At 53.9% G+C, this 20,761-nt stretch carries 20 protein-coding genes; 13 read left to right on the top strand and 7 right to left on the bottom strand.

The genetic code is table 11. From position 1 onward, the window contains the following. Positions 1–50 precede the first annotated feature (50 nt). Together AC2IBB_RS15875 and AC2IBB_RS15870 are read right to left on the bottom strand one after the other, a co-directional pair. Positions 51–194: a hypothetical protein gene (locus AC2IBB_RS15875; RefSeq protein ID WP_486333808.1), complete on the bottom strand. Its 144-nt coding sequence runs from the start codon at positions 192–194 to the stop codon at positions 51–53. A gap of 277 nt (positions 195–471) precedes the next feature. Next, positions 472–1,143, bottom strand: a complete 672-nt coding sequence (locus tag AC2IBB_RS15870; protein WP_486333807.1) for an OmpW/AlkL family protein — start codon at positions 1,141–1,143, stop codon at positions 472–474. Positions 1,144–1,397: 254 nt separating this feature from the next. Here AC2IBB_RS15870 and AC2IBB_RS15865 point away from each other — a divergent pair, with 254 nt between their 5' ends. Further along, on the top strand, positions 1,398–2,639 hold the full coding sequence (locus AC2IBB_RS15865; protein WP_486333806.1) for a sensor histidine kinase: 1,242 nt from the start codon (positions 1,398–1,400) through the stop codon (positions 2,637–2,639). Positions 2,640–2,650: 11 nt separating this feature from the next. Next, entirely contained in the window at positions 2,651–4,477 is a 1,827-nt protein-coding gene (locus tag AC2IBB_RS15860) for a DUF3369 domain-containing protein (protein ID WP_486333805.1), read from the top strand. 111 nt (positions 4,478–4,588) lie between these two features. Here AC2IBB_RS15860 and AC2IBB_RS15855 read toward each other — a convergent pair whose 3' ends face one another. The 4 genes from AC2IBB_RS15855 to AC2IBB_RS15840 form a co-directional block, all read right to left on the bottom strand. Further along, positions 4,589–6,040 carry an OmpA family protein gene (locus AC2IBB_RS15855; RefSeq protein WP_486333804.1) on the bottom strand — a complete coding sequence of 484 codons (1,452 nt, stop codon included), beginning with the start codon at positions 6,038–6,040 and terminating at the stop codon, positions 4,589–4,591. A gap of 359 nt (positions 6,041–6,399) precedes the next feature. Then, positions 6,400–6,786 carry a VOC family protein gene (locus AC2IBB_RS15850; protein WP_486333803.1) on the bottom strand — a complete coding sequence of 129 codons (387 nt, stop codon included), beginning with the start codon at positions 6,784–6,786 and terminating at the stop codon, positions 6,400–6,402. Positions 6,787–6,822: 36 nt separating this feature from the next. Next, a complete protein-coding gene (locus tag AC2IBB_RS15845; RefSeq protein WP_486333802.1) occupies positions 6,823–7,902 on the bottom strand; it encodes a zinc-binding metallopeptidase family protein in 1,080 nt (359 codons plus the stop codon). A 156-nt stretch (positions 7,903–8,058) separates the two neighbouring features. Then, on the bottom strand, positions 8,059–8,388 hold the full coding sequence (locus AC2IBB_RS15840) for a transcriptional regulator KorA (protein ID WP_486333801.1): 330 nt from the start codon (positions 8,386–8,388) through the stop codon (positions 8,059–8,061). Positions 8,389–8,750: 362 nt separating this feature from the next. Here AC2IBB_RS15840 and AC2IBB_RS15835 point away from each other — a divergent pair, with 362 nt between their 5' ends. The 9 genes from AC2IBB_RS15835 (at position 8,751) to AC2IBB_RS15795 (ending at position 18,615) form a co-directional block, all read left to right on the top strand. Then, complete coding sequence (locus tag AC2IBB_RS15835) at positions 8,751–9,167, top strand: hypothetical protein (RefSeq protein WP_486333800.1); 417 nt, start codon at positions 8,751–8,753, stop codon at positions 9,165–9,167. A 251-nt stretch (positions 9,168–9,418) separates the two neighbouring features. Further along, positions 9,419–11,077 (top strand): AMP-binding protein, encoded by a 1,659-nt coding sequence (locus tag AC2IBB_RS15830; protein WP_486333799.1) that lies wholly within the window; start codon positions 9,419–9,421, stop codon positions 11,075–11,077. Next, entirely contained in the window at positions 11,074–12,156 is a 1,083-nt protein-coding gene (locus AC2IBB_RS15825; protein WP_486333798.1) for a cytochrome P450, read from the top strand. The genes AC2IBB_RS15830 and AC2IBB_RS15825 overlap by 4 nt, the downstream gene beginning before the upstream one ends. Then, positions 12,146–13,249: a hypothetical protein gene (locus AC2IBB_RS15820; RefSeq protein WP_486333797.1), complete on the top strand. Its 1,104-nt coding sequence runs from the start codon at positions 12,146–12,148 to the stop codon at positions 13,247–13,249. Before AC2IBB_RS15825 ends, AC2IBB_RS15820 begins: the two co-directional genes overlap by 11 nt. Beyond that, entirely contained in the window at positions 13,246–13,497 is a 252-nt protein-coding gene (locus AC2IBB_RS15815) for an acyl carrier protein (protein WP_486333796.1), read from the top strand. The genes AC2IBB_RS15820 and AC2IBB_RS15815 overlap by 4 nt, the downstream gene beginning before the upstream one ends. Continuing rightward, positions 13,494–15,179 carry a carbamoyltransferase family protein gene (locus tag AC2IBB_RS15810; RefSeq protein ID WP_486333795.1) on the top strand — a complete coding sequence of 562 codons (1,686 nt, stop codon included), beginning with the start codon at positions 13,494–13,496 and terminating at the stop codon, positions 15,177–15,179. Before AC2IBB_RS15815 ends, AC2IBB_RS15810 begins: the two co-directional genes overlap by 4 nt. An 11-nt stretch (positions 15,180–15,190) precedes the next feature. Further along, the gene (locus AC2IBB_RS15805; RefSeq protein WP_486333794.1) at positions 15,191–16,753 is read left to right on the top strand and encodes an MBOAT family O-acyltransferase; all 1,563 of its coding nucleotides are present in this window, start codon (positions 15,191–15,193) and stop codon (positions 16,751–16,753) included. Positions 16,754–16,831: 78 nt separating this feature from the next. After that, complete coding sequence (locus AC2IBB_RS15800) at positions 16,832–17,686, top strand: hypothetical protein (protein ID WP_486333793.1); 855 nt, start codon at positions 16,832–16,834, stop codon at positions 17,684–17,686. A 101-nt stretch (positions 17,687–17,787) separates the two neighbouring features. After that, the gene (locus AC2IBB_RS15795; protein ID WP_486333792.1) at positions 17,788–18,615 is read left to right on the top strand and encodes a substrate-binding periplasmic protein; all 828 of its coding nucleotides are present in this window, start codon (positions 17,788–17,790) and stop codon (positions 18,613–18,615) included. A 5-nt stretch (positions 18,616–18,620) separates the two neighbouring features. Here AC2IBB_RS15795 and AC2IBB_RS15790 read toward each other — a convergent pair whose 3' ends face one another. After that, positions 18,621–19,136 (bottom strand): hypothetical protein, encoded by a 516-nt coding sequence (locus tag AC2IBB_RS15790; RefSeq protein WP_486333791.1) that lies wholly within the window; start codon positions 19,134–19,136, stop codon positions 18,621–18,623. Positions 19,137–19,378: 242 nt separating this feature from the next. On the opposite strand from AC2IBB_RS15790, the gene AC2IBB_RS15785 reads away from it, so the two are divergent. Further along, positions 19,379–19,702 (top strand): topoisomerase DNA-binding C4 zinc finger domain-containing protein, encoded by a 324-nt coding sequence (locus AC2IBB_RS15785; RefSeq protein WP_486333790.1) that lies wholly within the window; start codon positions 19,379–19,381, stop codon positions 19,700–19,702. Positions 19,703–19,981: 279 nt separating this feature from the next. Further along, positions 19,982–20,608 carry a hypothetical protein gene (locus AC2IBB_RS15780; RefSeq protein ID WP_486333789.1) on the top strand — a complete coding sequence of 209 codons (627 nt, stop codon included), beginning with the start codon at positions 19,982–19,984 and terminating at the stop codon, positions 20,606–20,608. Positions 20,609–20,761: the final 153 nt, after the last annotated feature.

Raw genomic sequence — 20,761 nt, 5'->3', positions numbered from 1 at the left:
CATGTTCATCCTTGGAGTCCGCTTCTGATCAACGTCACTTTTTTGCAGTCTTATGGCTTCAAGCCGTATTTATTCAACAAAGTCCGCCATTCCGCATCCTCATGCAGCGCCGGCAGTTGCGCGTTGATGAAATCCCGCACCGTCGCCAGAATCTGGCGCTCATAAAGAAATGCGCATGCCAGCCCCCAGATCAATTGCGCCCGATCGACATATGTGAGGTTTGGGCTGTAAGTATAGATCAGTGCTGAGAGGACGAACGGCGACGCCCCGCCGACATGGAGCCAGGATGTCGCGTCTGGACCTTACAGATCCCGTGGAGAAAACAAAAAAGACGCATGCGCAAGACAGGGTCGCATGCGGGAATGAAGCGTGGTGAAACAGGCCTGCTTTAGTCCCTGAAGGCAGTCCGGAAAACGCATTGGCGGTTGGCTCCGCACACTTGGCTGCGGAGCTGTTTACAAGACGCTGGAGTTAGAATTTGTAGCCAACGCCCACCATGTACACCAGCGGATCGATGTCCACGTCGGTTTTGATCTGCGCGCCGGAATCCAGATCGATGGTGGCGGTGGTGTCGATGTCGATTTTCCAGACCGCCGCATTGATCACCAGGTTATCCGTCAATTGATAATCAACGCCCAACTGGAACGCCGCGCCAAAGGAATTGTCCAGCTTGATCTCGCCGTCGCCCATGGCGCCTTTGAAATCCGATGTCAGCTCTTCGTCAAAGAACAAGGTGTAGTTCACGCCTACGCCCACATAAGGCTGGAAGGCGGAGCCGGCTTCCATTGGATAGTACTGTACGCTCACAGTCGGAGGTAAATGGCTGACCTCCGCCGTTTTCAGGTCGTCTCCCAGACCATGGGCGGTCACATCATGGGAAAACGGCGTCGCCGCCAGCACTTCCAGGCCGATATGCTCGCGCAGCATATAGGTGAAGGTCAGGCCCAGCTGTGTATCGCTGTCCACTGACACACTTGTGCCGTCCACGGAAGTCCCATTCACGCGCAAGGTTGAGCTGTCATCCTGGGGGTCCACCATCGCGGCGCCGACGCGCAGCACCATCTCTCCCGGCTGATGCGCCATCGCGGAGCCCGCGCAGGTCAGCAGTCCCAGAGCCAACATAGATTTACTTAGCTTATGCATAACTTACCCCTACTCTTCACATTCAACTGCAAAATTAAGAATCGATGACGGGGCGGGAGTCTATGCCTTTGCTGGCGAATAATTATGATTTGGATCAAGTGATTAGGGGTGACAGGACGCCGCCCGGGTCAGCCTTGACCCAGATCAACCGAAATACCCTTTCTGCAACGCCAAGCAGATACTCCGTTATCTTGCGATAGCGCGGGAGCGTGCTATAGGTTGTTTAACAGGTTAAGGGAAGAAAGGATGCGGACATGGAATCCATCATCGACTTTTTCACCGGCAAAGGGTACATGCCGCATGGGCACTGCTACCTGTGGAAACCCGGCATACTCTGGCTGAACATCAGCTCCGACGCGTTGATCGCGCTGGCGTACATGACCATTCCAGTGACGTTGCTCTACTTCATCCGTAAACGTCAGGATGTGCCCTTCAATTGGATGTTCCTGTCTTTCGGCATTTTTATTCTGGCCTGCGGAGCCACCCACGCCATGAATATCTGGGTCACCTGGATGCCCGCGTACTGGTTGATCGGCATTGTCAAAGCCGTGACGGCGATCGCTTCCGTGATCACCGCCGTCCTGCTGGTGAAACTGATTCCCGCCGCCCTCGCCATACCCAGCCAGGCCCAGCTTTCCCGGATCAACCAGGAGCTACAGCGCTCCAATGAAGAGCTTATGACGGCCAATCGCAGGCTTGAGGAGACGCAGCATCAACTGATGCAAAGGGAAAAGATGGCGGCCCTCGGCCGTCTGGTCGCAGGGGTCGCCCATGAAATCAACACGCCCATCGGCGTTATCGTCACCGCCTCCACCCTGCTCGCTGAAGAAACCGACCGTTTGCAAAAAGCCTACGCCGACGAGGCATTATCGGAAGAGGAACTGAATGATTACATTGACGCCGCCCGCAACTCCTCACAACTGATCGCCTCCAATGCGGATCGCGCCGCCAATCTGATTCAGTCTTTCAAGCAAGTCGCCGTCGACCAGTCCGCCGGCGAAGAACGGCGCTTCAATCTTTCTCAATACCTGCATGAAATTGTCACCAGCCTGTCGCCAGCGCTGAAGAAGGCCTCCTCCAGCGTCAGCATCAATGGCCCCAGAGAACTGGAGATTTACAGCCATCCTGGCGCGTTGTCCCAGATTTTGACTAACCTTATATTGAACTCGCTCACTCATGGTTTCGCCGGAGGCGCGGGCGTCGTGGATATTCGTTTTGACGTGGTGGACGATCAGGTTGAGCTATTGGTCTGCGACAACGGCGTGGGGATTCCCGAGTCCATGCGAGACAAGGTCTTTGAACCGTTTTTCACCAGCAAACGTAATGAAGGAGGTAGCGGCCTGGGTCTGCATATTCTTCACAATCTGGTGACCAACGTGTTGAACGGCAAAGTAAGAATAGCCGATACCGACGCCGGAAGCGGCGTCGCCTTCGCCATTGAATTCCCCAGGGATGGCGGCGGCAAGCGTCGAGACGAAGGTGACTTTACAGCCTGACAAAATACTGAATGACAAAATTAAAACTGCGCTCCAATCACTCTGACGACGCCGGCGGCTCCCACCCTGAACCACCGCCCTGTTGGCCCATCCTGATCGTCGACGACGATGAAGACTTACACTCCATCACTCGTCTGGCGCTGCGCAACGTCACGTTTCACAACCGCAGACTGCATCTGGTCAGCGCCTACAGTGCTGAAGAGGCCCGTCAGGTTTTACAGGAAAGCGAAGACGTCGCCGTCATCCTGCTGGATGTCGTCATGGAAAGCGACGACGCCGGCCTTGAGTTGACCCGCTACATCCGGGAAGAACTGGGCGACCGCAATGTCCGCATCATTCTGCGCACTGGGCAACCCGGCCAGGCGCCGGAACGGGAAGTCATTCTCCAATACGATATCAATGATTATAAAAACAAGACCGAGCTTGACGCGCAGAAGCTGTACACCTCAGTGATCAGCGCCTTGCGCTCCTACGAGAGCCTTCGCGCCCTGGAAACGCACCATCACGGCCTGCGTCAGATTATCGAAGCGCCGGATTACCTGCGCCCGGGAACTTCACTGCCAGATTTCGCGGAAGACGTCCTGTCGCAGCTACTGCGCATCACCCGCTTCGAAGGCGCTGGCGTCATGCTGACTCTGGCGCCGCAGGAAGCCGGATCGGGACAGGCATTCGCCGTCTTGTGCGACTCACAGGGGAACGACTCGAACGCGGTCGAGTCTCAGGCGACGGTGGACGCCTCCGCCCAGGAGACGATAATGAAAGCCTTCCATAGCCGCGAGAGTCAGTTCACCGACAGCGAAACGGCGCTTTATATCGGCCGCTACGACGAACCTGGACTGACCGCCTATCTGGACGGCCACACCCCCGACGGTCTGCCTCGCAACCTGCTGGAGGTATTTTGCGCCAAGGCCGCCGTCAGCCTGCACAATATGCGGCTGCACAATCAATTGGCGGAAGCCAACGCCACGCTGGAAGAAAAAGTGTCCGCCCGCACGCAGGAGCTGGAGCGCACCCATCTGCAGCTGATGCAAAGTGAAAAGCTGGCGTCCATCGGACAGCTGGCGGCGGGCGTCGCCCATGAGATCAATAATCCCATAGGCTTCGTCAGCTCCAATCTGGGCTCGCTGGAAAACTATGTCAACGATCTAATGAGCATCATCCGGGCGGCGGAAACCGTGCAAAGGAATAGCACGGAAGCGACGCAGTGGAGTGATTTCAATACGGTGATCGACGACCTTGAGCTGGACTACCTGCGCCAGGACATCCCCGACGTCATCGCTGAAACCCGCAATGGCCTTGAACGGGTGCGCAAGATCGTACAGGACCTGCGCGACTTCACCCGCGCCGGTGAAGGCGAAGAGTGGCGTATGTCCCCCATCGAAGACCAATTGGAGAGCGCACTGGCCATCGCCTGGAATGAAATCAAATACAAAGCGGAAGTCATCAAGGAATACGGCCGCGTGGGTGAAATCGAGTGCCTGCCCGGCCAGTTGAATCAGGTTCTGCTGAATCTGCTGGTCAACGCCGCCCAGGCCATTGAGGAGTCAGGCAGGATATGGCTGCGCACCGGCTTCTGGGAGCAAGGCGTGTGGGTGGAAGTGCAGGACAACGGCGCAGGCATTCCAGAAGAAACCCGCAAACGGATATTCGATCCTTTCTTCACCACCAAGCCGGTCGGCAAAGGCACTGGGCTGGGGCTGGCTATCTCTCACAGCATCATTGAACGCCATGGCGGCCGCATCGAAGTAGAGAGCATTAAAGGCCAGGGCGCCCGCTTTCGGCTCTGGCTGTTGAGCAAGCGTCCTCCCGGGGAGGCGGACGCTACGCAAAGGGGTTAATAATCCGGCAAACACATAGCTTGTTTGTCTGTAACCACAGGGCCTGCACAGGCCAGGCCCTGTCTCCCGCGAGGCGCGCCAGCTCAGGGTGCGCATCGCTCCCTGGAGGGATCAATAGACCTGTTCTACGCCGCCTTCATTGACGATCAATACTTCCACCCGGCGGTTATCGGCGCGTCCTTCCGTCGTGTCATTGGTGGAAACCGGACGTTGCTCGCCGTACCCCATCGCAGTGACCTTATTGGATGGAATGCGTCCAATCTCTTTCAGCATTTTGGCGACTTCCTCCGCCCGCTGCTGCGACAGCCCCTGATTCAGCTCTGTGGAGCCGCGGTTATCGGTATGGCCGGATACAACAACACGGGCGTTGGGGAACTCTTTCACCGCTTCGATGATTTTATTCACCAGAGCGAAGTTTTCTCCCTGAATTTCACTTTTGCCGGAGGGGAAGTTAAAGCCATGCGCGCGAATCAACACATTGTCTTTCTGTCTGTACACGTCCGCTTCCCTGTCCGTAAACAGAGACTGCACCACGGCGAATTTGGCGGTGATAGCCTGCTTGCGCTTGTCTTCCCGCTCCTGTTGCGCCATCAGCTCACTTTTTTCCGACGCCGCCCGCATCTCCCGGGTCTTGGCGTTTTCCAGCGCCAGTAACGCGGAGTCGCGGTCCGTCATCAGGCCTTGAATGTCTGCATTGACCTGACGCACGACTTCTTTGTTGGGCTGATCGAAAGGCAGCTGTTGATTGATGGGCCTGGCGGCGTTCGCCATTTGCTGCTGGTACCACAGTACTTTATCTTCTTCGTCGTAATCGGACTCATCGAAGTACTTGACCGTATCTGCGATATACTCCGCCCGCATGACGTTCCAGAGCGATTTTTGCGCGTGTTTTTGCGCCCGCTCAGTATCGGTCCTGTCGGCGTCCAGCGTTTTCAGCGCCAGTTGGTACTCTTCCTGGGCCAGTTCCATGGTTTTCGGCGCCAAGTCATCGATATCGCGGCTTCTGGCGGACTCCAGCGCGTCCCGGGCCCGGTCCACGATGTTGCCCTTGAGCGCGTCCAGCTCCGCCTTCGAGTACAGGCGCGCGACTTCCGCGCGTCCGGCCTTGGCGTCTTCGACATTGCCTTTTTCAATCATGCCGGTGAGCTTGACGAGACCGTCTTCCGCTTTCATGAAGGTCTCGGGGATAACTCTGTCCGCATTGGCTGACAGTGCTTTTTGCCGGGCGTTGAGAACATCTTCGAGATTATAGGCGGCGACATCCGCATTGGTGCGGGCTTCGCTGATGGAGGCCAGTCCCTGTCTGGCGATGCCGGTGGCTTTGGCGTTATCGGCCTGGGCCCACTGCAGCGCGTCCTGATACGATTTCCTGGCCTGGCTGTAGCGCTGCGGCGACAATACGTTGAGATTCTGTGTTTTGCCCTGCTCAACCTGATTCCTTAATTCTTCCAGAGCGGGATATTGCTGGTAGGCGGCCTGCTCGGTGAGAGCGGTCTGCGAAGCGCAGCCAGTGAGCGTTACGGCGGTTATTACTGCTATGAGATAGGCGTCTACTCCTTTCATTCTGAAGTCTCCTTACGATGGTTGGATACTTACATCGTGTTGACTGATTCTTTTTACACCGTCAAACCAGTTATACGGTAAGTAGATACAACATAGATTTATTTTTGTTCGATTCTCCTGAACATCCTTGGAGGGTCACAGCACAGAGTAGTCAAGAATGTCAGGAACCGCCATTAATTGCGGCTCCGACGACTTAGTGAGTTGTACTTAGGGTGAAGCTGCGTCGTATTGCGCATCGCGCCATCCCCTGATAATCAAAGGCGTTTACCAGCCCTGAATGCGAGGCCGGATTTCCAGCAGATGGTTGGCGTCGTCCAGCACGTGATATTGCAGGAACTGGCCCAACGTGCTGGTCGCGCCTATTCTAGATCGCCATGAGCGCTGGCCAGCACCACTACGTAGCCGTCCGGATCGCGTAACCAGATTTCCCGCTGCTGGGCGCGTGGATTCACTTTAGGGCCATCCAGTATTTCCGCTTGCAGTTCCCTCGCCCGCGCCACGGCGTCATCAAACTCATCCACCTGAAACCATAACAGCACGCCATAACCATGGGGCGCGGCGTCCGGGTCGCCCAGATTGGGGTGATCATGGGCATGCCAGGCGTGCAGTTGCATGAACATGTCACCCTGTTTCACAAGCTGCTCATATTCCGCGCCGCCATGCCCGCTCTGGCAGTGAAGCAGCGTCTGATACCAGCGGCTGCTGGCGGCGACATCGCGGACGGCGATAAGCGTTTGTGATTTCATTTTGCACTCCTGACGCATCCATCAAATAGATATGGTTCAATCCTGTGTACGCGCTTCACGCACGGTCTGGTGCACAAATTCCAGCTTTTCCATCACCTTGGGACCCAGCACAAACGGGTAGGCGTGGGCATGCCCCATGCTCCGATTCAGACTGTTCAGAGCGAAGGTCAATGGCAGCCAGTGGTCGATCAGGGTAGAAAAAGCGGTTTGATTGTACGGATCATAATCATGACTCACGTCCATGTTGGCGTCGCTGCCGGCGCGGGGGTGAATCATCAGACCGAACTGATAGGCCGTCTCCAGCGTGTCGATCATGTGCAGATAATGCGCCCAGGTCTCCGCCCAGTCCTCCCAGGGATGACTGCTCGCGTAGGCGCTGACAAAAAGCGCAGTCCAGCCTTCTGGCGGACCGGATTGATAATGGCGTTCAAGAGAGTCGCTGTAGTTTTGGCTCTCATCGCCAAACAGACTGCGGAACGCCGGCAGACGCTCGCTACCCTGTATCAGTCTGTCCCAGTAATAATGTCCCGACTCATGGCGAAAGTGTCCCAGAATCGTGCGATAAGGCTCTCCCATTTGCTCCTTCATGCTAACCCTCACCGCCGGATCAGCCTCTGCAATGTTCAGAGTGATGACGCCTTGAGCGTGGCCGGTCAGCACTCTGCCGCGTTCGTTGAAACTGGGATCGGGGTCCGCCAGAAAATCAAACGCCAACCCTGCGTCGTCCTGGCTGCGGGGAACCAACGGCAGCCTCAGACGCAGCAAGGTAAACGCCAGACGGCGCTTTTCCGTTTCCAGCGCGCGCCATAAAGGAATATTTTCTGGAACGCTCAGGTCAGGAATGGTTCTGTTGAGTTGGCAGGCGATACACAAATCAGCGCCGTCTTCCGCACTCAGCATCCAGTTGCAAACAGCATGATTGGCGTAGTTAGAGCACATTTTGTATCGGCCGGCGGAATGATCCACCCGACGCCAGAGGGAGCCCTCTCCCTCCCGGACAAACGCCGTAAGCACCATTTCCCCCGGCGCAAACCCAAGCGTTGCGCCACAACGCGTGCAGACGACATTCTCAAAATAGATAAGATTTCCGCATGCCGGACAAGTGAATAGTTTCATAAATGACGAGGTTCCCTGCGACCTTTCATAAGTGAGTCAGCGAAAATTCCATAAACGCGCTGACAGCAGGCGCGCTTGCTCAGTATATCTATACCTCGCATGCCTGCGTATCCTGTCTTGTATGCCTGCGCAGTCGTTATGGCGTTGAGACGCAGCTCAGGGCGTCGCCGCCTCCAGTGTCTCATCCTCAGCAAAGCCCTCGGAATCAGCGGGCGAACGGTCCAATTCCTCCATCGCCCTCACCTGCGCCACGTTTTCAGGACTCACCAACACCTCTACACGCACCAGCCCCAACGCCTCCAGGCGCTTGGCGTAGTTGGCCAGCACATTTTTTTCGATCTGGCCAATGCGGGTATTCGATAGCCCCGTGCGCCGCACGATCAACTTCCTGCGGACGCCTTTGACCAACAAGTCGTGCGCGATAATACGATTGGAATCGGCCAGTTCCATGCCGGAGATGGCGATCAGGAATTGTTCTTCTGTCATTGGATCGATTACCACCTGAATCTAAGAAAAGAGTTTCGTCCCTATGGTTTGATGAGGCTTCACACCACCGCTTGCGTCGCAACGTCAGCAAACCTTATTAATTCAGGCGGACAAATAGCGTCCATCTATTGTCCGCCTTCTATGGGTCTGCAACGACAGGGCCGGACAGGCCCTGTCTCCCGCGGCTGGTCGCATCCATGCGCCTGATTATGAACACGCCAAAATCATTGCCAAGTTCATAGTATTCAGCATAACAGAGATATAAATGGGGATTATTGTTGTAGTTTAAAGTATTAAGATAAATCAATTGCGTTACCAGGTAACATATTGGAAAATGAGCAAAATTCAAGCGGACCTTCACAATGCGAAAGAAGTACGACATTCAAGCGCTGGATTACGAATACGCCCGACGCTGGATCGACAACAAGTTCCGAGACGCCGCTTTTCCCGGCGGGGACGCCGCCGCCTCCCCGGAGCGCCGCAAGCGCGCAGCCAAAGAACTGACCCAGGCCGCCAGCCGCAGTTCTCTTAACGCATGGTGTGAAAAGTGGATGACATCCCGAGAGTGGAACGCCATGAAAAACGCCATCCGCGCCGCCCGCCTGCGCCGGGAAAAGCGCAGAGGAACCGCCGTCCCCACCCGCGGCGTCGACCTCAGCGTCATGGCGCACCAGATCGTCAGCGCCCTCGCCAAAGCAGAAGGCGTGACCATCAGCGAGTTGCTGGAAATGAAGTTAAAAAAAGACTACGCGAAGTTAAAGAAGACCCTGAGAAGTTGAAGACGTCTCTCTAGCACCAAGACAAGCGCCCCTGCTCAGCAGGTCGTTTCAGATACCCGCCTCTGCATCTCGCCCGTCCGCCAAAACGATCCGAGCTAATTTGACACCTGGTGGCGTACGCCTATGGGCTGCTTCAATTGCTTTTTTTATACGGACCAAGTGGAAGAATCCCAAAAGGGGCGCTACGATTTATTTGCAGAAGTCATAAGAAGGCAGTCAAGTATAACAACAAACTTTTTCAAGGGACCTTCATGGACGATCAAACGCTTCATAGCAATCAAGAAAAATCCGTAGCGACTTTACTCGTCGAGGCGCTTAAGAGCAGCCCGCAAGAGTACATTCTGACCTATCTGAACAAAGGCGGAGAGCTTGGGGACACCCGCTATTCTCCCCGTCGGTTGCTCACCGAGAGCACCCAATATGCAGACCATCTGCGCGTTGCCATGAATGGCGCGCACACCGCATTGCTCTCCATGGAGCCCGGTTGTCATTTTGTCGTGGCGCTGCTGGGGTGCATATTCTCCGGCATAACGGCGATTCCCGTACCGGCGCCCCGTTCCACGAAAGAAATGGCCAGATTGCAGGCGATCCTGAGTGACAGCCATACGCGCCACATTATCTGCGACGCCAATACGCTGGCGTATTTTCAACAAGAAACGTCAGACGATGCACAGCTTCAATTAATCCATATTCCAGTTGATGCAAGCGAGGTCGAAAAACAGCCAGACACGCCCATACAGGAGCCAGCGATCTCGCCGTTTACCTCTCCCCATACGCCCGTCATCATCCAGTACACCTCCGGCTCGACCAAAGCGCCGAGAGGCGTCAAAGTCTCTGAGAAAAACATTCTCGCGAACCAGCGCATTTCTGCGGAAAAATGGCGCTTCGCCGCAGAAAAGAACATGTTGTCCTGGCTTCCTCACTACCATGATATGGGACTGTTCGGGAGCATCATTTATCCGCTTATGTCGGGTATGCAATGCATCCTGATGAGCCCTGTCGACTTCATCAAACAGCCATTGCGCTGGCTGGCCGCGATCAGCAAGTACCGCGCCGCAATCAGTGGCGGACCCGCCTTCGCTTACCAGTTGTGCCTGGACATCGCGCCCGATGACTTCCTCAACGGGCTGGATCTTTCGTGCTGGCAGGCGGCTTACTGCGGCGCAGACTATGTGCCGCATCAGCTACTTGAGAATGTCAGGAAGCGATTCAGCGTAGCCGGTTTACACCCTCGCTCCGTCCTTGCCTGTTACGGGCTCGCCGAAAGCACGTTGTACGTTGGCGGTGAAAAAGTCTGGGAAGACTTACCGGAGATATTCGCCCAGCGCAGCAATGCGCTCACTACGTGCGAGGGCTGCTATCTCGGTCGCGCATTTGATCACATAAGAATACTCTCGAGCGAAGGCGGGAAGGAGAATGCGCCCGGAGAAACCGGCAAGATTTATATCAGCAGCGATAGCGTCACGGAAGGCTATGTCAACGCTGAATTGCCCGCATTCGAGGAAAACGGAAGATCTTGGCTGGATACGGGGGACATTGGTTTCATCAAGGATAACTACCTGTTTATCACCGGTCGTGAAAAAGACATGGTGGTGGTTCACGGAAAAAACGTATTCACCAACGATTTGGCCATGAACGCAACGAGCATCATCAACACATTGAACCCCAATGCCTGTGTGCTCTACAAACGGGAGCCGGATCACAGGTTGACGATGTTGATAGAAACCAAGAACAAAACCGCTGAATTCGATCAAGAGAAAGTCGCCCTGATCAAGCAGCAGGTGTTTGATGAGTTTGGCGTCAGCCTCCTGGATGTCTCCATTCTCCCTCGAGGCTCAATGCCACGGACGTCAAGCGGCAAAGTACAGGCCGACCTGGTTCGACGCAGTTACTCGGAACAGGCGGTATGAGGAATGCGGCAGTCCAAAGTCAGGAATTGGCCCTCAAGCTCTTAAGCCATAAAAAACTGGCTGCGTTTTCCATCCAGGATTATGTGGAAAAACTGAACAAAGAGAGCGGAGAGGACTTTTCCTACCTTCTCAGGGTCGTACGCGCCATGCTGTCCTTCATAGATGGCGCGTCGCACCTTGCTTTGAAGAAGGTGGCGCTCGCATCTTTGCAGCAAGGACTGACCATCATGGATAAGCCCTGCCTGCTCGCCGCCACGAGAGAGCGGCTACAGCAGCTGAAACTCAAGTCGCAGGTGGACCTGATCAACGACCTGTGCGACCCCCTATTCATTGAGATGACGGGGGCCCTGTTTGGGCTTGATATCCCTGACCGAGCCGAGTTCCTTGCTCTGATTGATAAAACCGCCGCCATTACAGAACCTTTATTGCCGATAAGGCGTCTGAAAGAAGTACAAAGCGCTTTCCTTGGATTACGCGACATGATTGGCGGGCAATGGCGCACCCTCAAGCCCGGAATACTGTTCGCCATGCAGCAACACGGCGACGCGCTGGACCAGGAAGAACTGCTAATTTTAATGTCGACGCTGGTGATTGCGTCGCGGACCACCACAGAGACGCTGGCTGGCGTTATGCTCGAAAACAGCAGAGAAAACTCTTTCCGCCATGATCTGATGGGCGATCCTCAATGGGTTGAAGATCACATAGAGGGGATGATCAGACTATGCGCCTCCACGGAATACCTGACCCGCGTCGCCAAAGAGCCAGTCCAGTTCAGCGGCCTTTCCGTCGCAATGGCGGACCAGGTTTTCATTCATGTTCCCTCCGCGAACCGCGATCCCAGCTATTACCCCGATAATCAATTTTCTGGATTGGAGCGCAGCAGGCATTGTCGTCACATCGCCTTTGGCGGCGGCAGCCATCGCTGTCCTGGAGCGAATCTCGCCAAAGTGACGCTCAGCGCCGTTATTCCGATTATTTATTCCACGCTGGCGCGAATCGACATTGATCCAGAGGCAGTGCGGTACAAAAACTCCACTTTCGCCAAACGACCAGCGAGTATTCCCGCTTATGTTTGCTGATGAAGAGACGTTAGTTCGCAGAAGTAAGTTTGAAAACAAAAACGGCATCGTCATTCTTGACGGTTACCACGATGCTGCGAAAGTTTTATCAGACAAAGCTTTCCACGTTCCGGATCTGCCAGGCTTCCTGCGCAAGCTGGAAGCACACTCTACAGTGAACCTGCGTTATCTGAAGCTGTATGTCGACAACTCGCCTTTCTTTTTGGAAGGAGAAAAGCACAAGCTGTTAAGAGAAATCTGCCTTCGCCACCTGAGCGGCCAGGCGTTGAAAGAGCTGGATGAAATTATTTGCTTACAGACCGGCGTCATTTTAGAGAGCTTGCCAGATACCGCTTTCGACGCTGTCCAGCATATAGGCAAACCGGTTTTCACCCTGATTATCAAACCAATTCTGGGTCTGCGCCCCGCCGAGAGCGACAAGTTCGATCGTCTGGCCATGGTTCTACAACGTCTGATCGAGCCAATGTTGTCCCTGAATAACCTGTCGAAAATCAATAGTGAGTTGGAATGGCTGACCCGACAGATTCAGCAGCAACTTGAAGATGGCTCACCGCCGAACGGCATGTTGGCGAACCTCATGGCGGATAGTGAAACCTCGTTATCTCATGAAGAGAAAATCGCTCTTGTCATTACCCTGTACGCCGCAGTCGCGCCATTAGCGCAAACGCTGTGCAACATGATCGAAGTTCTGTACCGGAACGGAGCGCCCTCTCCCTCCGGGTACGCGCAGCTGCTGGAGCGCCTGCCTTACTTTCTTCATCAAGGCGCCGCCCCCCGTTTCATACACCGCGTTGCGGCGCAGCCGCGGAGAATCGGCGCAGTCGACATCCGCCCAGGCGATACGGTCATGATCGATATCGCAAGAGCCGCTCTGACAGAAATTGAGCCGCCGGACCAACGTTTGCGGCACTACAGTTTCGGACATGGCGCGCACTTCTGTATTGGCGCGCCATTATCCAAACGCATCATCGGCGAGTTCATTCCAAGGTTTTTACGTCAATTTCCCTATTTGCGAGTCGTCGAGAAGCAGTATGACGAGAACAATCATATCGCCAGATCACTAACGTCATTAATTGTGAGCCCAGATAAATGAAACTGGAAAAAAAATATATCGCAAGCTTCATCCTTGATCGCGTATCTGAACTGACCAAAACGTCCCGGGAACAACTTGCTGGCGAGACGCCATTGGCTTCCGTTGGCGTTGACTCCCTATACGCGGTATTGATCTGCGGACGCCTGGAAGACCATTTCGGGATTGAGATTGAACCGATTCTTATGTTCGAGTACCGCACCGCCAATGAAGTGGCGGACGCATTGCTAAAGATGGCTCAGCCTGTATGAGTCGCTACTACATCGGTCTGTCCACGTCAGGTCATGACCCTTCCTTTAGCGTCGTCGACCGGGACGGACAGGTCATCTTCGCGGAGGCGACTGAGCGGTTCCTGCAGGACAAAAGAGCCTGGGGCGTCATGCCGGATCATATCAGCCATATTGAAAGCGTCCTGAAGCCCTTGCTCGCCCGGGATGACAAAGCGGAGTTTGTCGTCGCTACTAGCTGGAAAGCAGCTAAAGAAGACTTGCCTGTGCAAATATCCGACGCCCTGCTGCCGGCCTCACTGGGCGAGTGGATTCGCCATCAGCAAGGCTATGTTCAAGCCAGAGCCGGCAATCACTGTAGAATGGCGCTGGGAGGGCGAGTGCTCGGCGACATCGGTCACTATGATCATCACAAGTGTCACGCCGCCAACGCATTATACTCATCGCCATTCACAGATGGGCTATGCCTGGTGCTGGATGGCGAGGGTGAAGTGGGCGCCGCCAGCTTATTTGAGCTAAACGACGGCGTACTGAAAAGAGCGTGGCGCTCATGGGGCCCCGGCAGTCTGGGCGCTCTCTACGGCTGGTTGACGGAGTTATGCGGTTTCAGCACACGCCATGGCGAAGAATGGAAAGTGATGGGGCTGGCGGCCTACGGGGAAGCGGACGAGCGCCTTGTCGCCGACATCAAGTCCATCATTCAGATCGAGTCAGGCCGGCTGCAATTATCTGAGGCAGACCAGATCAAGCGGGTCGTCTCATCCCTGCAGCGCCTGGCCAGAAAACCTGAAGACACCATTCTAAGTCAGGCTCGACTCGCCATGTCCGCGCAGCAGGCTTATACAGAGCTTGTCGACCAGGTTCTTGATGACATCAAATTACAGTTTCCCAACGCCGCCAACCTGTTACTGTCAGGCGGCTGTGCGCTCAATTCGCTCTATAATGGGCGCATCCGGCGGCGGCACGGGTTCGAGCAAGTTCATGCGCCGCCCGCTCCGGCGGATGACGGCAATTCGTTGGGGGCCGCGATTCTCGCCTGGGCTGAGGACAATAACGCGCGCCGCTTACCCAGTGGGCGCGCCTCGCCTTACCTTGGTTCAACCATCGCCTCATCGGACATCGAAGCAATTTCGCGTTACTCCGGGCTGACCGTCACGACGCTCCCTGATGACCATGCGAAGCTGATCGCCAATGAGCTCGCTGCAGGAAAAGTCATCGGCGTAGCGCGGGGGAGAGCGGAGTTCGGTCCTCGCGCATTAGGAAATCGGTCGATTCTGGCTGATCCCAGAAGCGCTGAAATGAAAGACAGGATTAACGCCATCATCAAGGGTAGAGAGTCCTTTCGTCCGTTCGCGCCAGCTATCCCCGAAGAGCTCATTCAGGACTGGTTCGACGATGCGCACCCGTCCCCTTACATGTCATTCGCGCTGCACTGGAAGAAGGAAAAGCGCGCTATCGCGCCCGCCGTCGTACACAATGATGGAAGCGGGCGCCTGCAAAGCGTCTCTTCCACCCTGTCCCCCTGGTTTCATCGCTTGTTGCACGCCTTTGCAGAAATAACCGGAACGCCTGTGCTCTTAAACACCAGTTTCAATGTGATGGGCAAGCCGATTATCCATTCGGCCCACGACGCTATCGCCGTGCTCATGTCCACAGGCTTGGACGCGGTTCTCCTGGACGCTCATTACATCCAGAAAAAGGGGTAGATCCGGCAGAGATGAAAATCTCCTACCTTACTTTTTACCTCCTGGTGTTTCCGGCGATCCTCTGCCTCTTCTCCTTGTGCAGAAAAATTGCCCCCGCCTACGCCCGTTTGAGCGTCGCTGTTGCGTCAATGCTGTTTCTCGCCATCGCGGACTGGGTATCGTTTGTCATCCTGCTCACCGTTGTTCTGCTCAACTTCAATCTGATTCGAGGTATGGAGGCCAACCCTGAAAGGAAAAGGCGTTATAAGCTGGCCGGGGTAATGCTGAGTCTTACGCCCCTCTTCTTTTATAAAGTATTTGGCGGAACCGTAAACTTTGGCGGAGAGCTCGCCGAATCTCTTCTGCTCCCCCTGGGTCTGGCGTTCTATTCGCTGCAGCAAATTACTGCGATCGTGGATTCCGCCAGCGGGCAGGTGAAGCCGGTTCAGGTTGGCGATTACCTGTTCTTCTCCTTTTTCTTCGCCACCCTCGCCTCCGGCCCTATCATCACTTATAAGGACATGATGGGGCAGCTGCAGCCAGGGAACTCCCCCCCTGTCTCTCCGTACCACAAAGACCTGGGAGTAAGCCTGTTCATACTTGGTCTGGCCAAGAAAACACTGGTCGCTGACCCTATTGAAAGCATGTCTGGCGCATTGTTGCAGATCAGTCGCATCAATCCGGAAACCTATTTCTCCATATCAGAGCTTTTATACATTTTCTGGGGCGGGATGCTGAGCTTCTACTATGTATTCTCTGCGTACTCTGATATGGCCATCGGCATCGCCCTGCTTTTCGGCGTTCGTCTCCCTGTCAATTTTAACTCGCCTCTCAAAGCCAAAACACCGCAACAGTATGTTATGTCCTGGCACATGAGCTTCATGGCGTTTGTCAGACAGTATGTTTTTCAACCGGTTTTTCTTCGACTAAAAAACACCCGCATCAAAAACCTTAATACACGCTATCTTTTTGCCTGGGCAGGGGCGGTCTTTTGCTCTTTTGGCGTGGTTGGAGTTTGGCACGCTCCAGATATCGTCACTGTGGCGATCAGTCTGGGCGTCGCACTTACTATTGTGTGCGTTGAGTCGTCAACGTTCTTGTTTAAAAAGCGAAAGGCGCCGTCATCCTACTCTCCAAACGTGCTCTCAAGAGTAGTTCTACTCACTTTTATTTGTCTTTGCGCAATCAAGTTCACCCATCCTGATTTTGAAATAGTTCGATCCATAACCAATACGTTTACCCATAATCCGACCCTTTTCGTATCAGACAGACTTGCTTTTCTCTCAGGCTACTTTCACGGTGAGTGGATCGAGTACTACAGCTTTTTCCCAACGCTCACAACGGTTAATCGATATGAAATCACGCAACCGACGTTATCGCCGGACCTAAGCACGCTGCATATCCTGATCGTCACCGTGATGACCTTCTATTTCCCTAACTCCATGCAAATATTCGGTTTGCTGGAAAACAATAGTGCGAACGACGGCAAAGCGCGCTGGAATAATCGCATGCGCGCCGCCATTGCTACAGGAGTCTTGTTGTGCCTGTCTCTCTCCTTCGCCAATAACGGCTCCAGCTTCAGCTATGGCGGGTAACCAGTGACCCGCTACATGAAATGCATCCTCTGTGTCGCCGTCCTCTTTTACGCTGTAGTCATACCGGTGAATATTTTTATGGACCCGCTGGGTCTGGGATGGGTGACGACGGTCGCGGACGAGCCTGCCATCTATGACGAAATCAATACGCGGCTGATTTTCGAAGACATACAAACCGCGCTGGCCAAAACCTCAGCCACCAAAGTGCTGATAGGATCTTCCCGAGTAATGAGAGGCTTTGACACCTGCTCACTTAACACCGTACTCAACATAGGCGTCAGCAGCATTACCTCCGCACAGACTGAATACCTAATCGATTATGCGGTAAGTCTGAATAAGTTTGACGCTGTTCTGGTCGAGGCTCTTCCTTACACTCCGCCCGAACAATTACTGACCACGCAAAAGGATCTGATCGCTAAATTGATCAGCCTGAGAACGTTTTTCATTTCTTTTCAGGCGCTGCGGGATAAGTTCAGATCAAGCCCTCCGGCCAAGTTTGATTGCGGCCAGCCAGGCTCGATTGACACTTTCTTTACCGAAGTGAGCATGTTTGACAAAAGGGTGTATCGTCAATATCGCAATATCTCGCAGTATGCTTACAGCATCGCTTTGACAATCAAACGGATACAAAAGAAAGCAAGCGCAAAAACCAACGTTATTCTTTTTATCCCTCCCGTCCACCCTGACCTTCTGAGCCCCAAGGATGTAGACCAACTCATGACGGATATAGAGCGCACGTTAGGGGAGCAAAACCGCCTGGTGTCCTACTCGGAGGTATATGACCGGGAATTCTTGAATAAGCCCAAGCTATGGCAGGACGCCAACCACTTCAGCCCCGAATTGGGCGCCAGCTATCTTCAATATCTTGTCCAAGTCAGCAAATTGGTGGAAAAGCATCCTATGCGCAATCATGACGCTATAAAAATTAACTAGACTAATTCTTACGTAAACAATCCAGAGCCTCATACATAGGCCCTGTCGTTGCAGATAAATAGAGAAGCTGTTTGTCTGCCTGATTAAAAGTAAGCGCCAACATGAACACTCTGATTTTGCAGCCTGCCTCGAAGCAACGCGTTCCGTTAAGACTGCGCGCACTATGCTCGCTTATTTTGGCGCTCTCCCTAGGCTGCATTTGCGCCACCGCCCAGGCTGGGGAAACGATTTCCATCGCCACCGGCGAATACATTCCCTGGACGTCTCAGGAGGACCCTCATGGCGGCTTTGTCAGTCATATCATTACAGAAGCGTTTAAGCGCCAGGGCGTCGACGTCACCTTCGAATATTTCCTTTGGGCACGCAGTTATGAGCAGGCGCGGCAGGGCCGGCATCACGCCGCGTCCTATTGGACATGCAGTGAAAAGCGGGAAAAAGACTTCTACTGTAGCGATCCTCTGGCGGAGGAAGACATTGTTTTCTTTCATCTAAAGTCCACGCCACTGGACAAATGGGACTCTCTCGACGATCTGCGGCCGTACAGTATCGGCGCCACGATTGGTTATACCTATACCAAAGAATTCTGGATGGCGGCGGAGTCGGGCATGTTGCGAGTCAGCACCGTCCCGGAGGATGAACAGAACTTCAATATGTTGGCGCTGAACCGCATTGACCTGTGTCTGATGGGTCCGGTCGCTGGCATGACGCTGCTACGACAGAAGTTCCCGAAAGCGATCAGAGAATCCATAACGTACAACCCCAAACCTCTCGCGACGTCACGTATGAGCTTGCTGTTCCCGAAGATCCACAAAGACTCCGTACGTCTGATGCAGATATTTAACGAAGGACTCAAGCAGGTCCGCGCAGAGGGACTCTATGACCGTTACATGTCGGACCTGCTGGCTGGAAAATATGATCCGAAAAACTAAGCGGATCAGCCCTGTCTGTAGCGGATATCCCTGTAAAATTCATGGGAGTCAGCATCGATCTCATCCCCCGCCGCAAACAGCGTTTCCTGTTCTCGGTCCGTCAGCGGGATATCTACATAAGCGCCTGATGAGGGCTGATATCGAGTCGTACAAATCATCCACTCCTGGCTCTGGTTTTTCAGAAATCCCCGCCCGGGATGGACGCCGCACAGCCAGCGCTGGCAATCACTACAGGCGTTAAAATACTCGCTGTTGTCATTCAAGGCGAAAAACACCATGTTTTCCAGCGCCTCGCCATAGGCCATCGCCAGATAAGCCGCGCGGTTTTCCGCACACCCGCCAGTTCCCCAGTCTGTCGTATTCAATTCCGCCATGTTGTAGCCGACATAGCAGCGGCCAGTAGCCGTGGATACGGCGTAACACATTGTGAAACCGCTTTTATTGGTGTTCGCCTCCCGCAGACGACGCTTATACATACGCTGGGCGATCGCTTCGATGATTTGCTTGTGGGTTTTGGCCATGGGACACACTCCTTGCAGTGAGAAAGGTTGCTCCTTCGGCGTCAACGAAACAGCATGAGCCGATTATCATTATAGGCGTGAATGAATAAGCGAAGCCTTCAAGAAAAGATCATATTTTGTACATCTCATTATCCATACCGTAATAACTACGGCTCCCCTGGCCGACGCCGCCCAGCCCCGCGTCGATGGGCTATACTTCCCCAAAACAAAAACAATCCGGAAAGATAAAAGCAGGAAGCAACATGGACACTTCATTAGCGCTTGAGCTGGTGCTCGAATTCTGGTTTTTAGCCCCGTTGGCGGCCCTTATCGCCCTAGTGCAAACCTCTTGGTTCAACAGCGCCATGCAACGCATAACCCAGCAAGAGGAAACGCAGACCTCCACGCCACTTCCCGTCATGCGCATCGCCGACGCCAACGAACACAAGCCCGCAAACAGAATCAGAATCTGCCCCCAATGCGGCGCACAGATGGTCAGCCGCCGAATCAAAAAAGGCCCCAGCGCCGGCCGCGAGTTCTTCAGCTGCAGCGCTTATCCGAAATGCACTGCCGTGCGGGCGGCCTAGAAAAAGCTCAGTCACAGGCAAAATGAGCGCCTCTGAAGCGCTCCACGGGCTGTTCAACCTGTTGCAACTAAGGTCTACGCCTTGCTTCGACCGGGGCATATTCATCAGGTGCTTCCCGGAGTCGCCGTCGCCTCAGCAATATTACATTTGAGGTCAAAAAATCCTTGAGGGGAAAATTATATTTCTACCGCTTACCAGGTCAGAAGTACTCAGCGAATACTAATAATTATATTAAGCATCAAAAAACAATATCAGCTTAACCCATTGAGGAAGATTAAAATGGCCAGATTCATCAAAAGCACCAGTCAGTTAACTCCCAGCGTTATATGGAACACACTAAGCCCATGGGAGGATTGTCCATGGATCATACTTGGCAATCTTTATGTCTCAGCAAGCTTTACAGGAGATTGCTCCTGGGAAAGCATCGCGCATTATTTACATAAGAAAGGTCAGAATAACTTCAGTGTATTAACAGGCAGACATGGCGATCAATTGGGCCAATTGGTGGTAAATAACAGGTTTGTTAATAGAAACCCTTTAAGTCAGAATGACAGTTCAATTAACCCTCAAGGCGATAAGGATACACGAGACAGGCTTAAAGTAAGCAACCCTAATATTAACATTAAGGTTATAGATGTTGGCAATGGTCATCATAATACCGTTAATCTGTTAACCACCGAAATTAAGAAACAGTTATCAGAAAACCGCATTGTTATTCTGGCGTGGTGTTACTCCATTTACGCACAAAAAGAAGGCTGGAGCGCCTCGGTTAAAAGCGGTCCTTTCAAACCATTCCACGGGGCGGACCGAGTCCCCATAAATTTCACGGCAAAAGACTGGGCGTGGGTTAACACATACGGAAAGTCCGCCGCGTCGCTAGCGGCAGAGAACGTTGCAAGGGCGTAACCGAGCCAGTTCTCTCCAGCCCTACTTTCTCGTGTAGGGCTGGACGCAGCCTTTCCAGAACGAGAGCGACATGCCAGAGCGTCAATACAGATCATGTCCATCCTCCGCTGCGCTGATTGGTAAAATTCCGCCTTTATCACTTCCGACTCAGCG

This window comes from Hahella sp. NS-SX17, assembly GCF_057367735.1.
This window is presented reverse-complemented; position numbering and strand designations above follow the sequence as displayed.

Bases quoted from the DNA above. Each gene is read 5' to 3' on its own strand.
- AC2IBB_RS15870 (WP_486333807.1), bottom strand. From the start codon at position 1,143: ATGCATAAGCTAAGTAAATCTATGTTGGCTCTGGGACTGCTGACCTGC.
- AC2IBB_RS15865 (WP_486333806.1), top strand. From the start codon at position 1,398: ATGGAATCCATCATCGACTTTTTCACCGGCAAAGGGTACATGCCGCAT.
- AC2IBB_RS15860 (WP_486333805.1), top strand. From the start codon at position 2,651: ATGACAAAATTAAAACTGCGCTCCAATCACTCTGACGACGCCGGCGGC.
- AC2IBB_RS15855 (WP_486333804.1), bottom strand. From the start codon at position 6,040: ATGAAAGGAGTAGACGCCTATCTCATAGCAGTAATAACCGCCGTAACG.
- AC2IBB_RS15850 (WP_486333803.1), bottom strand. From the start codon at position 6,786: ATGAAATCACAAACGCTTATCGCCGTCCGCGATGTCGCCGCCAGCAGC.
- AC2IBB_RS15845 (WP_486333802.1), bottom strand. From the start codon at position 7,902: ATGAAACTATTCACTTGTCCGGCATGCGGAAATCTTATCTATTTTGAG.
- AC2IBB_RS15840 (WP_486333801.1), bottom strand. From the start codon at position 8,388: ATGACAGAAGAACAATTCCTGATCGCCATCTCCGGCATGGAACTGGCC.
- AC2IBB_RS15835 (WP_486333800.1), top strand. From the start codon at position 8,751: ATGCGAAAGAAGTACGACATTCAAGCGCTGGATTACGAATACGCCCGA.
- AC2IBB_RS15830 (WP_486333799.1), top strand. From the start codon at position 9,419: ATGGACGATCAAACGCTTCATAGCAATCAAGAAAAATCCGTAGCGACT.
- AC2IBB_RS15825 (WP_486333798.1), top strand. From the start codon at position 11,074: ATGAGGAATGCGGCAGTCCAAAGTCAGGAATTGGCCCTCAAGCTCTTA.
- AC2IBB_RS15820 (WP_486333797.1), top strand. From the start codon at position 12,146: ATGTTTGCTGATGAAGAGACGTTAGTTCGCAGAAGTAAGTTTGAAAAC.
- AC2IBB_RS15815 (WP_486333796.1), top strand. From the start codon at position 13,246: ATGAAACTGGAAAAAAAATATATCGCAAGCTTCATCCTTGATCGCGTA.
- AC2IBB_RS15810 (WP_486333795.1), top strand. From the start codon at position 13,494: ATGAGTCGCTACTACATCGGTCTGTCCACGTCAGGTCATGACCCTTCC.
- AC2IBB_RS15805 (WP_486333794.1), top strand. From the start codon at position 15,191: ATGAAAATCTCCTACCTTACTTTTTACCTCCTGGTGTTTCCGGCGATC.
- AC2IBB_RS15800 (WP_486333793.1), top strand. From the start codon at position 16,832: ATGGACCCGCTGGGTCTGGGATGGGTGACGACGGTCGCGGACGAGCCT.
- AC2IBB_RS15795 (WP_486333792.1), top strand. From the start codon at position 17,788: ATGAACACTCTGATTTTGCAGCCTGCCTCGAAGCAACGCGTTCCGTTA.
- AC2IBB_RS15790 (WP_486333791.1), bottom strand. From the start codon at position 19,136: ATGGCCAAAACCCACAAGCAAATCATCGAAGCGATCGCCCAGCGTATG.
- AC2IBB_RS15785 (WP_486333790.1), top strand. From the start codon at position 19,379: ATGGACACTTCATTAGCGCTTGAGCTGGTGCTCGAATTCTGGTTTTTA.
- AC2IBB_RS15780 (WP_486333789.1), top strand. From the start codon at position 19,982: ATGGCCAGATTCATCAAAAGCACCAGTCAGTTAACTCCCAGCGTTATA.